We start from the raw sequence: 15,160 nt of genomic DNA on the forward strand, positions 1-15,160 counted from the left end.
AACTCGATCCTAGGCAGCACTCCGGCCATGGGCTCTGATTGCGCCGCTGTCGATCAGTTGTTTGGCGGCCGCCTCAGCTGAGAGCCCTTCTAGATCGTGATGGCCCAGCAGCCTGTGTCCGCCATGTTGGCCGTGGCGTTCCAGCTCGTGGTCGTAGCAGCGGTCGTAGTAGTCCAGCATTTGCAGGGCAGCCTTGCCCCACTGCTGCTGCGCAATCGCCTCTAGTGCAGTCGCTGTGCGTTGGGGGCCGAGGCGCCGGGCAATGCGTTCGGTGGCCTCTTTGAGCGCGTGCTGATCCTGCACGCCATACACCGCCACCAGTTGTTCAACGCGCTCTGCGAGGGGCCTGCGAATCTCCAGCAGTGGCGCCTGTTGCATCTGCTTCCAAAGCCCAGCTGGGATGCGGCAGCGGCCCACCTGGGCGCTCTCGGCCTCCAACCAGATCTGGCCGGCCCCCTGCAGCTGATGCAGCGCCATCGCGATGCGGTTTTCGTAATGCTCGCTGCTGGGCTGGGGTGGCATGCCGAGGCTTCCAAAGCTGCTCCCCCGGTGGTGAGCTAGCCCTTCCAAATCGATCACGGCGCCGCCCTGTGCAGCTAAAGCCAGCAGTAGATCGGTTTTGCCACAGCCGGTGCGCCCCCCCAGCAGGTGAATCGGCCATGGCGTTTCAAACGAGTCGAGCACCCAGCGCCGGAAGGCCTTGTAGCCACCCAGCAGCAGATTCACTTCCAAATCCAGCTGCCGAGCGAGCCACGCAACGCTTTCGGAGCGCATGCCTCCGCGCCAGCAATGCAACCGCAACGGCTGGCCGGGGCTCTGCTTCGCGAAACCCTTCAGCCGCCCGCCCAGCTCACCCAGCCGTGGGCCCACCAGCTCCAACCCCAGCTGCACGGCCGCCTGGCGTCCTTCCTGCTTGTAGGTGGTTCCCACCGCGGCTCGTTGCTCATCGCTGAACAGGGGAAGGTTGTGGGCTCCTGGGATGTGACCCTGCGCGTATTCAGCCGGTGCCCGCACGTCCACCACTGGTCCGCATGGCTGCAGAAACCGCTCGATCGGTTCCCGGATGAGCTGCGCCCCTTCGATCACTGATCCCGCCTTGCCCCGGCCATGCCTGACATAGTGGGCCAGCGCTGGCTGACTGGCAGGTCTGATCCCTTCTTCATGCTTTCCGGACCCCCTGTAACCACAACAGTTAATGCTGAACAGCTGCTCGAGCGTTTTCTGGCTGCCAATCCACGCCAGCGCCGCAGCCTGCTCAGCCAGGTGCTGCAACGCTCCGCTGAGCTCCGCCCCCTGATTCCTGGACAGCTCGATCGCCTCGATGCCACCAGCGACGACTGGGCTGCGGGTCTGCTGATTCAGCTGTTGGTCGCAGACGACGACGGCCTCACGCAGACCTTCCGTGAGCGTTACAGCGAAGGCTGGTTAGCGGTGACCAGCGCCAGCGGAATCGATTACGCCCCGCTGCAGCGGGCTCTAGTGGATCAGCAGTTTGAAGAGGCGGACCGCCTCACCAGCGAGCACCTGCGCCAACTCGCCGGAGAGGCCGCTGTGCAACGCGGCTACGTGTATTACTCGGAAGTGCCTCCGATCGCTTCGGTCGATCTGGAGAGTATCGACCGCCTCTGGGTGATGTATTCACAGGGTCGCTTTGGCTTCTCCGTGCAGATCAGGTTGTTGCGCTCACTCAATGGACGTTGGGACCAGCTTTGGCCTCGGCTCGGCTGGAAACAGGGTGGCGTGTGGACCCGTTACCCCCGTTCGTTCACCTGGTCGCTTGAGGCGCCCGAGGGTCACCTGCCCCTGGTTAATCAGTTGCGTGGTGTGAGGTTGATGGATGCCCTCCTCTCCCACCCCGGCCTGCAACAGCGCGTATCGGCCTGAGCCTGCCTTGCCGCCGCAGAGGTAGCTTCAAGCAATGCGCGGCGCTTCCGCCGGCTGGGCTTCGATGGCACATCGCTGGGCCGATTTCATCACCCCCTCCACCCTGCAGCTCGCACCGCTGCTGGAGGTGTTGCTTGAGCCGATCAGCTGCGTGGAGCAGCTCTCAGCTCTACAGCTGGGCCTGCAGGAAGTGTTGGTGAATGCGGTTCGCCATGGCAATGCCAACGATCCCGCAAAGTGCCTGCGTATTCGCCGGATCGTGACGCCCCGTTGGTGGGTGTTTCAGGTGCAGGACCAGGGCTGTGGTCTTCCGCTGGAGGCCCGCAGCGTGCATCTCCCCGATCAGGCCGACGCGCTCTGCGGTAGGGGCTTGTTTCTGATTGATGCCTGTTTTGATGACGTGCGCTGGAGTGCCCGGGGCAACCGCGTGCAGGTGGCCCTGCGCCGTTAGTGACCGTGGCTCGGACAGCCCGGGTCTTTCAGCTCCCCGCGCAGCCAACCAAGAGCGCTCTCGAGTAAGGCGATTGCGTCTTGGCGTTGCTGGGTGCTGAGGGGCGCATTGGGTGGGTTTGATGGATCGAGCAGCTGCACCAGGGCGGCAGCGAGCTGTTCGGCGGCGCGCCGCTGCGGTTGGCTTTTCTGGGCATGCCAGTTGCGGTTATCGATGGTGAGCAACCGATGCAGGCTCTCCGCGCTGGCACGGCTTGCCTCAGGCCACTGTTGAAGCGTTGACACTGGACGAAACCTCGCTCTGGCCGCCATCCTGACGGGATGCAGCACCGTTCGCGCTCTCCGCATACGCCCATTCGCTGGCTGCATCAGCTAGGCAACCTGATGGCTCAGGTGTCGCGGGCTGAGCGCCTCCCCAGCGTTGATGACAGCCTTCAAGCCCGACGTCTGAGGCAGCGCATGGCTCTGGCTCAGCGCGTGCTGGATCCTTTACCGCAGCCCTTGCGCACAGGCACTTGGCATGACACGGCCCTGTGGAATGCCTTGCGCTGGGGTGGCTTGGGGCTGCTACTGGCCCTGTGGTTGAAGCGCTGATCGGGTCTCAGGCCGCCAGATTGATCAATGGTTCAACCGGGCTTGGCTCCACCTCAGCACTGGCACCACTGAGCGGTGGTGCCTCAGGCGGTGCTGGCAGTCGCTGACCCCGCAGCCATGCGTTATGGAGAGCCCGCCTCCTGCGGTCTTCCGCTAGCACGAGTCGATCGGCCGCCACCACCGGGCTCTCACCAGTGAGCAGAGGCGTTCGCAGGCAGATGCCGAAACCGTGGGCTTCCACCTGCACACAGCCCTCCATGAACACGGTCTGGAAGGTCCAGCCTGCTAACCAGCGCACGCTGAACGGATTGCTCATGCCTTCATCCCTTTGGCCGGACCCTATGGCGTTCCTGCCGTCGTCAAGGCCCTTTGTCAGGGCTTGGTGGCACTCCACACTCGGGTCATCAGGTGAGACCTGGCTCGGATGCCCGTGAATCCGGCGGTGCTTAAGCGGGCATCGATGTCGTCGGCGATGTAATCGCGGTAATACGGCTCATGAAACATGCGACGGAAGTTATCCATGGCGGGTTCGAACTGCGGCGAATCCGCCAGTTGCACCGAATCGGCCATCACCAGTACGCCACCGGGCTCGAGCAGCCGGAAACAATCGTTGATCACGTTTTGGCGTGCTTCGCCCGGCAGCTCATGCAGCAGGAACACACACGTGATGCCCTGCATGCTTCCGCTGGCAAACGGCATGGTTTCGCCGTTGCCCTGCACCAGCTGGGGCAGTTCGTTGGGCAGCTGGCTCAACCAACGGTTGGCCTGGCGTAGATAGGCCGAAGACAAATCCAGACCCACCAGCTGTGTTTCAGGCAGCGCAGCCCGCACCTGTCGGAGCGTCCGGCCTGTGCCTGTGGCCACATCCAGCACCCTCAGCTGGCTGGCCGGCCGATCGGTAAAGGCGCGAAGGCCTTGGATCAGAGGCTTGATCACGCGGCGCCGCATCGGGTCGGCGGTGCCATTGAACAGGATTTCAACCTGCAGGTCATACAGCGAAGCGGAGTGATCGCTCAGGTAGCCATCGGTCTGGTGGTGAAAGTTCTGCAGGTAGTAGTCGGGATAGTTCTCGCTCTCGATCTCTTGGGGTAGATCGTTCACATTCCGCTCACTGCGCCGATTCCAGGTGCTCGGCATATCCAGCCACACCATCGGGTAACGGGTGGCCCAGTCGAGCCATGGGGCATCGAACAGCAGGCTGGTGGGGTAAAGACCCTCTTCCGCTTCCTGCCAGTCCAACTCCATCAAGGCGTTGTTGGCGGCCTGAAGGTCCCCAAGCATCTGCGGTGGGATTGGCCGGGTTTTCGGAGCACCCTCGGGGGCTACCAACTCCATCAGCTTTGTGCTCACCTCTTTGTGGGCCACACCCGCCAGGCTCTTGCCCTGCTGCAGGGCCTTGTAGGCGAGCTTGGTGAGTTGATCAGCCATGGAGTGGCGCAGGGATGCAGCAGTCCACCATTCCAGCGGATCCCGAGTGACATCGCGATGGCCAGGGGCCAGCGGTGGGTCTGTGTGCCCAGCTGAACCCAGATCACGTTTCTTGGAGCAATCGTCTGAACTGTATTGATTGCTACAGAATGAACCCATGAATCGATTCCGGAGGAAGTCATGAGCAACGCACCTGTCGGTCGCGCTCAAAGCGAGCCCCTGTTTGTGGAATGGATGCGCCATCGCCAGCAGGAGCAGCGTCGTCATCAGCCGGTCGTGGCTCAGCGCCATGCCACGGCCGACCAATCCGAGGCTTCGGATGTGCACTCCCAGGAGGTGGCTTGGGCCGAAAGGCATGCCCATGAGCGTCGCCTGCACGACAGCGCCATCGCTCAGTTGCGCCACGACTGATCCGCTCGCGGCGTTCACCCTCACAAAAAAACCCCGGCTGTCAGCCGGGGCAAAGGGGTGCACTGACTCGGAATCTGAATCAGGCGTCGTAGTACATGGTGAATTCGTGGGGGTGGGGCCGTTGACGCAGCTGCTGCACCTCCTCGTATTTCAGGGCGATCCAGTTGTCGATGAAGTCTGCGGTGAAGACGTCACCGGCCAGCAGGTACTCGTGGTCGGCCTTGAGGGCTTCCAGAGAGCCGTTCAACGAGGCGGGAACGGTTGAGATCTTGGCCAGTTCTTCGGCCGATAGCTCAAACAGGTCAACGTCGGTGCCGTCGCCCGGGTCGATCTGGTTCTTGATGCCGTCGATGCCAGCCATCAGCATCGCTGCGAAGCCCAGATAGGGGTTGGAGAGCGCGTCGCCGGAGCGGAACTCGAGGCGCTTGGCCTTGGGGTTCGTGCCGGTGAGGGGGATGCGCACGGCGGCGGAGCGGTTGCCCTGGGAGTACACCAGGTTCACCGGTGCCTCGAAGCCCGGCACCAGACGCTTATAGCTGTTGGTGGTGGGGTTGGTGAAGGCCAGGAAGCTGGGGGCGTGCTTCAGCAGGCCGCCGATGTACCAACGGGCGGTTTGCGAGAGGTTGGCGTAGGTGCCTTCACCCCAGAACAGAGGCTGGCCGGCCTTCCAAAGGCTTTGGTGCACGTGCATGCCGCTGCCGTTGTCGGCAAACACGGGCTTGGGCATGAATGTGGCGGTTTTGCCGTACTTTTTGGCAATGTTGCGCACCACATATTTGTAGATCATCACGTTGTCGGCCGCGCTGATCAGCTCCGCAAACTTCATGCCCAGTTCGTGCTGGGCGGTCGCAACCTCGTGATGCTGTTTCTCGATCGGAACACCCAGTGCTCCCATGGTCAGCAACATCTCGCTGCGCATGTCCTGCAGCGTGTCGTTGGGCGATACCGGGAAGTAGCCCTCCTTGAGCTGGATCTTGTTGGCAAGGTTGCCGCCCTCTTCAACGCGATCGGTGTTCCAAGGGGCTTCGATCGAATCAACGCTGTAGAAGCTCGAGCCGTTGGCGCTCTTGTAGCGCACGTCGTCGAACACAAAAAACTCGGGCTCAGGGCCGAAGTAGGCGGTGTCAGCCAGGCCAGTGCTACCGAGATAGTCAAGGGCCTTCTGGGCTAGGGCACGGGGACAGCGGGCATAGGGCTTGCCGCTGCGGGGCTCCTGGATCGAGCAGATCAGGCTGAGTGTTTTGTGGCTGTAAAAGGGATCGATCCACGCAGTGTTGGGGTCGGGCACCATCGCCATGTCCGACTCGTTGATCGCTTTCCAGCCGCGGATCGACGACCCATCGAAAGCCACCCCTTCAGTGAAGGCAGCTTCGTCGATCAGGTCCTGGCAAACGGTGAGGTGCTGCCATTTGCCGTGAAGATCAACGAACTTCAGATCGATCAGTTCGATGCCCTCGTCCTTGATCTGACGGAGGACGTCCTGGGCGGTTTTGGCCATGACGTGAGCGCTTGAAGGCTGAGAGGAAGCCCGCCTGGAACCGGGCTCGCGGGACCGTACGGAGCAGCCCCGTCACCCCTGTGTATCAGGTGTAACCAAAATCTCGACTGATGCCAGAGCACCCACTTGCGTAACCGTTTCTGTCATCTTGACCAGATCCATGCAACAGCAAGGGTTTTGAGGGTTTGCAGGTGCTACCTTCCGGCACAGGTGCGTCGATCCTTCACGCCATGCGCGATGCCATCACTGGTTTGATCGGTCGTTATGACCAGCTAGGCCGCTATTTCGATCGCGACGCTGTCGACCGCATCGCTGCTTACTTCTCTGAATCTCAACTGCGCCTTGCCGCTGTTGAGCTGATCAACCGCGAGGCTGCCGAGATTGTGCGCGAGGCTAGTCAGCGCCTCTGGCAGGCCGATCCCGAGCTGCTCTTGCCAGGGGGTAACGCCTACACCACCCGTCGCTGGGCAGCCTGCCTGCGCGATATGGATTACTTCCTTCGCTACGCCAGCTACGCCCTGGTGGCTGACGACAGCACGATCCTCAACGAGCGGGTCCTCAACGGTCTCGACGACACCTATAAAAGTCTTGGTGTGCCCACCGGACCCACCGTGCGCAGCATCGCTCTGATGGCTGATGTGCTGTGCGAGCAGCTGCTCGATGCTGGTGTTGCCAGCCTTGATCAACTCAACGCGGTTGTGCGCCCGCCTTTTGATCACCTCTGCCGCGGCCTCGCTGACAACAACGTCCGCGCCCGCTGAGCAGCGCGTCACCTCGTTTGTAGGCTCCCACACACAGACCCAACCAGGCCTTGGCAACCTCCTCTTCTCCTGTGTCCGATCGGCATCGTCTCCAGCTCGGCCCGATCGCTACGCCGGATCGGCTGCTGCTGGGCCCTGGCCCCTCCAATGCCCATCCCACGGTGCTGCAGGCCCTCAGCCGCACACCGATTGGGCACCTGGATCCCCTCTACGTTGCCTTGATGGGCGAGGTTCAGGAGCTGCTCCGTTACGTGTGGCAGACCGACAACCGCCTCACCCTGCCCATGAGCGGCACTGGATCGGCCGCGATGGAAGCCACCATCGCCAACATGGTGGAGCCCGGCGACACCATGTTGGTGGCCGTGAAGGGTTACTTCGGTCTTCGCCTGCAAGACATGGCAGGGCGTTATCGGGCCGACGTGCGCACGATCGAAAAGCCTTGGGGTGAAGCGTTCAGTCTCGAGGAGATCGAGGCTGGCCTCAAGGAGCACCGCCCCAAGATCCTTGCCATGGTGCACGCCGAAACCTCCACTGGTGTGCGTCAGCCCATGGATGGCATTGGCGATCTCTGCCGCCAGTACGACTGCCTTCTGCTGCTCGACACCGTCACCTCGCTCGGAGCGGTCCCGCTGTATCTCGACGCGTGGAAGGTTGACCTTGCCTACAGCTGCAGCCAGAAGGGCCTGAGTTGCCCTCCTGGCCTTGGGCCCTTCACCATGGGCCCCCGCGCTGAAGAGAAGCTGGCCGCACGCAGCGGCAAGGTTCCCAACTGGTACCTGGATGTGAGCCTGCTCAACCAGTACTGGGGCAGCGATCGGGTGTATCACCACACGGCGCCGGTGAATATGAATTTCGGCATGCGTGAGGCCCTCCGTCTGATCGCGGAAGAGGGCCTCGAGAACGTATGGGAGCGCCACCGCCGCAACGCTGAGAAGCTCTGGGCTGGCCTTGAATCCCTCGGCTTGCAATGCCACGTGCCGGTTGATCTGCGCTTGCCCACTCTCACGACCGTGCGCATTCCCGACGGTGTGGACGGCAAGGCCTTCAGCCTGCATTTACTGAATAAGCACGGTATCGAGGTTGGAGGTGGCCTCGGCGCTCTCGCCGGCAAGGTGTGGCGTATTGGTCTGATGGGCTACAACAGCCGAGAGGAGAACGTGGATCGTCTGCTCAACCTTCTTGAGCAAGAGCTGCCTGCTTTCCGAAACGCTGTTCCCGTTGCTGCTGCCGCCGCAGCTTGAACCAGGTCCCCAGCTGGAGGGCACAAGCCTCAGCTTCCACCCCCGCGTGCACCTGCATGTGGTGATGGGCGCTGGGGTCTTGGCTCAGGTCGAGCACTCCCCCGAGGGCACCGCGTTTGGCATCCGCTGCTCCGAACACCACCCGGCCTACCCGTGCTTGGACCAAGGCCCCGGCGCACATTGGACACGGTTCGAGGGTGACGAGCAGCGTGCAGTCGTTCAAGCGCCAGTCGCTGCGCAACCGAGCTGCCTGCTGCAGGGCTATCAGTTCTGCGTGGCCCAGGGGCTGTTGATCTTGCTCCCGCCGGTTGCTGCCCCAGCCCACTGCCCGGCCTTGACCATCGAGCACCACAGCGGCCACTGGAATCTCACCCTCGGCCCCCACCGCTGCGGCCCGCCGCAGTAGGCGTTGCATCCACAGGATCTCCAGCGCCTGTTCCAGAACCCAGTCCACGCTGCAGTCACAATGCCAGCGTCTGATCCCACCACGTGATTGGGGAGAATGAGCCAACCCTGCGGCGCCGCCTTGGCTCCAGCCCCTCAGCCCGAGTCCGCGGCTTCTGCGCCCCTGCCGTTGTTTCCGCACCCCGGCCAGCTCGACCCTGAGCTGGCTTCATTCCTGCACAGCGCCAGTGATCAGCTCTGCCGCTGGTGGGCCGATGCCGACCAGCGCTCTCCCCTGCCACTGCTGAGTGTTCTGCCGGACGTGTCACCCGCGGTCAACGGGCTATCGGCTGCAGGGTTGCTGGAGGATCTGCAGCTGGTGATGGATGGAGCCTTCAATCCGTTGCACCCCGGCTCGATGGCTCACCTCGATCCGCCACCGCTCACGGCATCTGTGGTGGCTGATCTGATCTGTGCCGGCCTCAACAACAATTTGCTGGCGGAGGAGCTCTCCCCCAGCTTGTCGCGGTTGGAGCGCAGCCTTTGCGCTTGGATCGCTAAGCAACTTGGTTTGGGCGAGCAAGCCGGTGGGGTGGCCGCAAGCGGCGGCAGCCTCAGCAACTTGATGGCGCTTGTGGTGGCGCGCCAGCAGCGGGGGTTGGTGGGCGTGCAAGACGCCGTTGTGTTCTGCAGCGCTGATGCCCATGTGTCCACGGCGAAGGCTCTGGCGGTGATGGGCCTACCGCCGGCGGCACTGCGGCCGGTGGCGGTCGATGCCCACGGGCGTTTGCAGGTGGATCAGTTGTCGGTTGATCTCGATGCTGCCCGGTCTGCCGGACTGCCGGTGTTGGCCGTTGTGGCCACCGCCGGCACCACCGTGCGCGGCGCCATCGATCCTCTTTCCGAGATGGCGGCGTTGTGTCGCCGCCATCAGATCTGGTTGCACGTGGATGGGGCCATCGGTGCGGTCTTCGGTCTCAGCGCCAGCCATGCCAGCCTCGTTTCAGGTCTGGGCTTGGCCGATTCGCTCACGGTGAACCCCCAGAAGCTGCTCGGCATCACCAAAACCTCCTCGCTGCTGTTGCTTCGCCAGCCGGATCTTCTGGCCAGCTGCTTTGCCACAGGCCTGCCCTATATGGAGCCCAGCTGGGCGGATGCCCACGGCGGGGAATGCGGTTTGCAGGGCACGCGGCCAGCTGAAGTGCTCAAGCTCTGGCTCGGCCTGCGCCAACTTGGAATGAACGGCATCCACCACTTGCTCAGCGCTGCCATCGAGCGCCGCAGCCAGCTCCAGGCGCTGCTCAGTGCCCTGCCTCTCGAGCTGCGCGGTGGTCCACTGCATCTGTTGGCCTTCACCCCCCAAGACCTCGATGCATCCGAGGCGGAGGTTTGGTCACAGCAGACTCGCCACCGCCTGCTCGAGTCGCAGCTGATGTTGTCACGCCCGCTCTACCAAGGCCGCCATCACCTCAAGGCCGTGCTGGGCAACCCTCATACCGGTGCCGAGCAGCTCCAGGCCGTGGCTGACGTGCTAGCGGCTTCCCTTCCATCCCATTGAGTTGCCGCTGATGACTGCACCGCAACCCCGAGGCCGCTGGGTGGCCATCGTGACGGGTGCCATCTCCATCGCGATCGCCGCCGCCTATCTGGTGTTGATCACTGTGCTTGATGCACGCGGACCTTTGCTGCCCCCTCCTCCTGAGGCATTGGGCTTGGCTTCTGCTAGCGCGACTTCGGCTGCGGCGGCAGTCGATCCTGCTTTTGCTGCCGCTGCAACGGCTCCACCACACGATTGAAGGCAGCGGTCAGGAAGGCCTGCAGGGCTGAGTCGCGGCGGTTGAGGTCGTACTGCCGCTGCACCACCTCTTGGATGCCACCATCGCCCCAGTCCTGATCCTGCTGGAAGTAGGTGATGAAGCTGCGTCCCGCCACTCGCGTGAGCCAGCCGGCCCCAACCGCTTGAACGGCTCGGCTGAGCACCAAGGCCGGCAGATTCAGGCTCAGTGCTGCGCTGATCAGGCCCATTCCGCCTTTGATCACGCCGAGGCTGGCCAGGGTGCGCCCCACTGAAACCGCCAACTCTTGGGCGGCCGCTCGGCTGAGGCTGACCCCATAGATCCTGCCGATCTCCACCACCATCTGGGCATTCACAGCTGCGGCCCCGAGCAGATCAACCCCGGGCAGCGGCGTGGCGGCAATCACACCGGCGCTGATCCAGCTGTAACGATCCACCACGCTTTCGGCATCCTGCTGGCGTTGTTCGCTGAGGAGCCTGCGACCTGCATCGCTGAGGCGTCGGCTCTGAAGAAGGATGTTGTCGGCGATCAGCTCTTCGCCATCACTGTGCAAGACCTGAGCGATGCGGCGCAGCAGGGCATCGATTTCGGGCTCGGGTTGCAACGGTTTGCCCCCTGGCATCGGCACTGATTGCGGTGCCGAGCTGGTGGCGATCACATCCTCGGCCGCGATTCGGCCTTGGCATCGGCGCCGCAGCAGTGCCAACAGCCGTCGCTCCTCCTCCTGCCCGCGCAGGTCGCATTTGTTGAGCACGAGCAGCAGCCGTTTACCCAGCTGAGAGAGGGCTGAAAACACCTCCTGCTCCGCTGCCCGCAGATCGCCATCCACCACCAGCACCAGGAGGTCAGCGTTGGCGGCTTCGCTGCGGGCCAACTGTTCGCGCCGCTGCCCTTCGCTGCCTGCTTCCAAGATGCCCGGTGTGTCCACCAGCTTCAGGCCCCGGCTGAGGTTCTGCAGCCGCAGCCGATAGCTCACGCAGGCCCCGGTGGATCCCATGGCGGCTCCTACCTGTCCCACAACGTCGTTCAGCAGCGCTCGGATCAACGACGTCTTCCCTGCTGATCCGGTGCCGAAGACCACCACCACCAGGTCACCGCGTTCCAGTTCAGCGGCCACCCGCTGGCGCTCCTGCTGGAGTGCTTCCTTTTGCACTGCATCACGGATGCGTTCCAGCAGTTGATCCACCGCTTGCAGTTGCTGTTGAGCCGCTTCTTGTCGGTTGCCGGGCGGGGGTGGCAAGGCGGCCGCGCTGCGATCCCCATGGCGCGCTGGCAGTCGCCAGCCATGTTTTCGCAGTGTGTCGAGCCACGGCCAGGCGAACCGAGCAGCCAACAAAGCGCCGCCTCCGAATAGCAGCAGAGTGAAGGGCCCCACCAGCCAGGCCGGCAGCAGATAGCTCAGTTGCCAGATCAGGTTGTTGATGGCCTGCAGCACCGCCGTCATCACCACCAGCACCAGCAGACCGCCACCGAGCCAGAGCCAAAGCCGGGCAGGAGCTTTCAAGGGTTCAGACCTCAGCGCAGGGTGGATTGACGATCGAGATGGCCTCGACCGGCTGATCGGATGATCTCGCCCCAGAGCTCAGCAGCCAAGGCGCTGCCGGCCCCGGTCGCGCGGTTGTCGTCATGGCCAAGCCAGACGCCGGCCACCCAGTGCCGGCTGGGCTCATAGCCAACGAAGAGCAAATCTCGCCCGTCGTTGGTGGTGCCTGTTTTGCCCCCTTCCTCTCCGCCCAGCCGTGCCGCTCGGCCGGTGCCCGAACGCACCACGGCCCGGAGCATCATCTGCATCTGCTGAGCCTGGGCTTCGGTGAGTACGCGCCGCTGTTGATGCCAGCGCAGCCCACTAGCTGCTGCGCTGCGTTTGCGTTCGGCATCGGTGAGTAGGCGGATCGTGCTGGGCGCATGCCACGTGCCGTTGTTGGCTACGGCGGCGTAGGCCGCTGTGAGCTCGACCAGGCGCACTTCCGCCTGGCCGAGGGCCAGCCCCGGCACAGGCTCCAACGGGCTGCTGATGCCAAGGCGGCGCGCCAGATCCACCACGCGATCCAGCCCGACCCGGCGCGCCAGGCGTAAGGCTGCGGTGTTGCTGGAACTGGCGAACGCGGCTTGCAAGCTGAGGTTGCCGGCACACCCGCTCCGAAAGACCTGGCCTCCCCACTCCAGCGGGCCGCAGGGCACCGAATCCGTGGGTTTCAGGCCGAGCTCTAGGGCCGCCAGATAGGGGAACAGCTTGAACGTGCTGCCCGGCTGGCGCAGCGCCATGCTGGCCCTGTTGTATTGGCTCTGGTTGTAGTCGCGCCCACCAGCGATCGCCAGGATGCCCCCGTGACGGCTATCCAGCACCACCACAGCCCCCTGGCTGGGTCCAGTGCCAGCGTTGAGCCGCTTCTGTAGGCGCCGCTCCACCACCTGTTGCAGCAACGGATCGAGGTAGGTGCTGACGAGGAAATTACCTTCGGCGGCCACATCTGCCCCCAGCAGACCCTCCAGATCCCGTTTCACTTGATCGGTGTAAAAGGGCATGGGCCGGGCGCTGCCGCTCGTGCCGCAGGCCTGCGCGGCCATTCGCAAGGGTTGCCGCCTGGCCTGGCGGACCCGCTCTGCGCTGATGCGCCCCGCTTCCGCCATCTTCACCAACACCCGGTTGCGGGAATTGAGGGCCGCCTGGGGATTGCTGCAGGGATCGAAACCATTGGGGGATGGCAGCAGCCCCACCAGCAACGCCGCCTCTTCGAGGCTGAGCTGGCTGGCGGGTTTGCCGAAGTATTGACGGGCGGCATCCTCAAAGCCCCACCCCACGCCGAGATACACCCGGTTGAGATAGTTGAGCAGCAGGCTGCGCTTGCTGCTGCTCGCCTCCAGTTGGAGGGCCACCAACAGCTCTCGCCACTTACGCGCCAGGGTTTCGCCACGGCCCACCTGTTCGGGATACAGGCTGCGGGCCAGCTGCTGTGTGATCGTGCTGCCCCCTTCCAGCACCCGGCCGCCACTGAGATTGGTGATCAGTGCCCGGGCTGTTCCGATCGGATCAAGGCCGGGATGCCACCAGAAGCGGTTGTCTTCGCTGGCCAGCAGGGCATCGATGAGCAGGCTGGGAAAGCCGCTGAGGGAGCGTTGCTCTCGATGCTGGGAGGAGTCGGCCGACGCCAGAGGTCGATCGGCACCGTCGTAAAGCACCAGCGGCCCACGGTTCAGGGCCATCCCAGGGCGCACTGGCACCTGCAGGCGCCCTAGCCCAAGCAGGGCCAGCCCGCTCATGGCCATCGCCGCCAACGCAACACTGCTCAAACGGCGCAGCAGCCTGAGGGGGCGCTCGCTGGGGTGGCTGAACTGCAGCTCGGCGGCAGTGTTCGCATGGTCGGGCGCCAGACAGACGCGATCCCCATCGCTGAGCAAGAGCTGGTGAATGCGCCGACCTCGCCACCACAATCCGTTGGTGGAGTTGAGATCACTCAGCAGCCATGCACCACCCACCTGCTCCAGCAGCGCGTGTTGCAGGCTCACGCCCGGTGCCTGAATGCAGATTTCCGCGTTGGCGTCACGACCCAGGCGATAGGCACCTGGGGTGAGCTGCAGCCGCTGTTCCCTGCCGCCTGGGCTCCACCAGCGCAGCTCCGCGGCGCCGCCGCTCATGGCTTGCGGCGGCGTACTAGATCGATCAGCAGGCACAGCACCGCGAGGTTGATCGCTGTATCCGCCAGGTTGAACACCGGGAAATGGATGGGCACGACTTCAAGGAAGTCCACCACCATCCCGATCCGCAAGCGATCCAGTCCATTGCCGATCGCCCCTCCCAGAAGAAGCCCCAACCCAAGGCTTTGCCAGCGGCTGAGGGGACCGCTGGTTTGGATCCAGAACACCAGTCCCACCGCAACAGCGGCGCTCACCACCCCTAGGCCGATGGCATTGCCTTCCAACACGCTGAAGGCGGCTCCAGTGTTGAACACCAGTCGCTGTTGCAGCAGGCCCGGTAGCAGCGGCATCACCGATCCACTATTGAGCTGTTGCAGGGCCCAGAGCTTGCTCAGCTGATCACTCACCACCACGACCAGGGCGGTGAGATAAGCAGACCTCTTCATGACTCCAATAGCAGGAGCCTGCGCAGGGGCAGGGCCAGCACTGCTACGGCGCAGCAGAGCAAGAGCTGGGGGAGCAAGGGCCCAAAGCTGTAGCTGAGCAGGAGCTGGGGTAGAGCGCCGTTCCAGCGGCCCACCAAACCTCCGAGCAGCAGGTTGGCCAAGCCGCAGACCTGCAGCACCAGCAGCCCGAGCAGGGCGGCGCCGGTCAGGCTGAGCAGGTTGTCCATGCCCGGTTGTCGCGCCAAGCGTCCACTCAGCCAGGCCGCCGGCAGAAATCCCGCGATGTAGCCGAAGCCTGGATCCAGCAGGTAATTCAAGCCGCCGCCGGCCTGGAACACCGGCAGCTGAAACAGCCCCAGGCTGATGTAAGCCACACCGGCCAGCATCGCCGAGCGGGCCCCGCAGATGAGCGCCGTGAGCAGCAGCGCTGGCACCTGCAGTGTCATCGGCAGGGGGATGAAGCTGAGCCCATTGGGTCCATAGCTGGGCAGAGCAGCCTGCACCAAACCGCCACACACGATCAGCAACAGCCCGGCCAGAGCGCCGCTCCAATTGGTGAGGGCTCGCAAGGCAGGCCAGGCAGAGGCCCCCATCCTGCAGGAGAGTGGCGGTGACGCAAGCGTTTGCTGCC

The 15,160-nt window shown here is 63.9% G+C and carries 17 protein-coding genes; 7 read left to right on the plus strand and 10 right to left on the minus strand.

Going from position 1 to position 15,160, the window contains the following annotated elements:
• Window positions 1–9: 9 nt before the first annotated feature.
• The gene (gene mnmH, locus KJJ24_RS03685) at window positions 10–1,023 is read right to left on the minus strand and encodes a tRNA 2-selenouridine(34) synthase MnmH (RefSeq protein ID WP_371811769.1); all 1,014 of its coding nucleotides are present in this window, start codon (window positions 1,021–1,023) and stop codon (window positions 10–12) included.
• Between the two features lie 138 nt (window positions 1,024–1,161).
• On the opposite strand from mnmH, the gene KJJ24_RS03690 reads away from it, so the two are divergent.
• A complete protein-coding gene (locus KJJ24_RS03690; protein WP_214341216.1) occupies window positions 1,162–1,884 on the plus strand; it encodes a GUN4 domain-containing protein in 723 nt (240 codons plus the stop codon).
• A 34-nt stretch (window positions 1,885–1,918) separates the two neighbouring features.
• Entirely contained in the window at window positions 1,919–2,335 is a 417-nt protein-coding gene (locus KJJ24_RS03695) for an ATP-binding protein (protein ID WP_250544898.1), read from the plus strand.
• Here KJJ24_RS03695 and KJJ24_RS03700 read toward each other — a convergent pair.
• Window positions 2,332–2,619: a DUF6439 family protein gene (locus tag KJJ24_RS03700; RefSeq protein ID WP_250544899.1), complete on the minus strand. Its 288-nt coding sequence runs from the start codon at window positions 2,617–2,619 to the stop codon at window positions 2,332–2,334. The two genes, KJJ24_RS03695 and KJJ24_RS03700, sit on opposite strands and share 4 nt — an antisense overlap.
• 36 nt (window positions 2,620–2,655) lie before the next feature.
• Between KJJ24_RS03700 and KJJ24_RS03705 the strand changes: the two genes are divergently transcribed.
• Entirely contained in the window at window positions 2,656–2,928 is a 273-nt protein-coding gene (locus KJJ24_RS03705; RefSeq protein WP_214341220.1) for a hypothetical protein, read from the plus strand.
• Between the two features lie 7 nt (window positions 2,929–2,935).
• Here KJJ24_RS03705 and KJJ24_RS03710 read toward each other — a convergent pair whose 3' ends face one another.
• Both KJJ24_RS03710 and KJJ24_RS03715 read right to left on the minus strand, forming a co-directional pair.
• Window positions 2,936–3,244 (minus strand): copper-binding protein, encoded by a 309-nt coding sequence (locus tag KJJ24_RS03710; RefSeq protein WP_214341222.1) that lies wholly within the window; start codon window positions 3,242–3,244, stop codon window positions 2,936–2,938.
• 56 nt (window positions 3,245–3,300) lie between these two features.
• Window positions 3,301–4,356 carry a class I SAM-dependent methyltransferase gene (locus tag KJJ24_RS03715; protein ID WP_214341224.1) on the minus strand — a complete coding sequence of 352 codons (1,056 nt, stop codon included), beginning with the start codon at window positions 4,354–4,356 and terminating at the stop codon, window positions 3,301–3,303.
• A gap of 180 nt (window positions 4,357–4,536) precedes the next feature.
• Here KJJ24_RS03715 and KJJ24_RS03720 point away from each other — a divergent pair, with 180 nt between their 5' ends.
• Entirely contained in the window at window positions 4,537–4,767 is a 231-nt protein-coding gene (locus tag KJJ24_RS03720) for a hypothetical protein (protein WP_214341225.1), read from the plus strand.
• A 79-nt stretch (window positions 4,768–4,846) separates the two neighbouring features.
• Here KJJ24_RS03720 and glnA read toward each other — a convergent pair whose 3' ends face one another.
• Window positions 4,847–6,265 carry a type I glutamate--ammonia ligase gene (glnA, locus tag KJJ24_RS03725; RefSeq protein WP_214341227.1) on the minus strand — a complete coding sequence of 473 codons (1,419 nt, stop codon included), beginning with the start codon at window positions 6,263–6,265 and terminating at the stop codon, window positions 4,847–4,849.
• Between the two features lie 230 nt (window positions 6,266–6,495).
• On the opposite strand from glnA, the gene KJJ24_RS03730 reads away from it, so the two are divergent.
• Window positions 6,496–7,026 carry an allophycocyanin subunit beta gene (locus KJJ24_RS03730; protein ID WP_214343250.1) on the plus strand — a complete coding sequence of 177 codons (531 nt, stop codon included), beginning with the start codon at window positions 6,496–6,498 and terminating at the stop codon, window positions 7,024–7,026.
• Between the two features lie 50 nt (window positions 7,027–7,076).
• Window positions 7,077–8,267, plus strand: coding sequence for an alanine--glyoxylate aminotransferase family protein (locus tag KJJ24_RS03735; protein WP_214341229.1), 1,191 nt, complete (start codon window positions 7,077–7,079; stop codon window positions 8,265–8,267).
• Here the strand turns inward: KJJ24_RS03735 and KJJ24_RS03740 are convergent.
• Complete coding sequence (locus KJJ24_RS03740; RefSeq protein ID WP_214343251.1) at window positions 8,197–8,682, minus strand: nucleoside deaminase; 486 nt, start codon at window positions 8,680–8,682, stop codon at window positions 8,197–8,199. The genes KJJ24_RS03735 and KJJ24_RS03740 overlap by 71 nt on opposite strands.
• 87 nt (window positions 8,683–8,769) lie before the next feature.
• Between KJJ24_RS03740 and KJJ24_RS03745 the strand changes: the two genes are divergently transcribed.
• A complete protein-coding gene (locus KJJ24_RS03745) occupies window positions 8,770–10,209 on the plus strand; it encodes an aminotransferase class V-fold PLP-dependent enzyme (protein ID WP_214341231.1) in 1,440 nt (479 codons plus the stop codon).
• Between the two features lie 164 nt (window positions 10,210–10,373).
• Here the strand turns inward: KJJ24_RS03745 and KJJ24_RS03750 are convergent, their stop codons facing one another.
• The 4 genes from KJJ24_RS03750 to KJJ24_RS03765 are packed head-to-tail and all read right to left on the minus strand — an operon-like array spanning window position 10,374 to window position 15,122.
• Window positions 10,374–11,951 carry a YcjF family protein gene (locus tag KJJ24_RS03750; protein ID WP_371811770.1) on the minus strand — a complete coding sequence of 526 codons (1,578 nt, stop codon included), beginning with the start codon at window positions 11,949–11,951 and terminating at the stop codon, window positions 10,374–10,376.
• 11 nt (window positions 11,952–11,962) lie between these two features.
• On the minus strand, window positions 11,963–14,083 hold the full coding sequence (locus KJJ24_RS03755) for a transglycosylase domain-containing protein (protein WP_214341233.1): 2,121 nt from the start codon (window positions 14,081–14,083) through the stop codon (window positions 11,963–11,965).
• Window positions 14,080–14,529 (minus strand): signal peptidase II, encoded by a 450-nt coding sequence (gene lspA / locus KJJ24_RS03760; RefSeq protein WP_214341236.1) that lies wholly within the window; start codon window positions 14,527–14,529, stop codon window positions 14,080–14,082. Before lspA ends, KJJ24_RS03755 begins: the two co-directional genes overlap by 4 nt.
• Window positions 14,526–15,122, minus strand: coding sequence for a biotin transporter BioY (locus KJJ24_RS03765; RefSeq protein WP_250544901.1), 597 nt, complete (start codon window positions 15,120–15,122; stop codon window positions 14,526–14,528). The genes lspA and KJJ24_RS03765 overlap by 4 nt, the downstream gene beginning before the upstream one ends.
• Between the last annotated feature and the right edge of the window lie 38 nt (window positions 15,123–15,160).

This window comes from Synechococcus sp. LA31, assembly GCF_018502385.1.
Taxonomy (GTDB): domain Bacteria; phylum Cyanobacteriota; class Cyanobacteriia; order PCC-6307; family Cyanobiaceae; genus Vulcanococcus.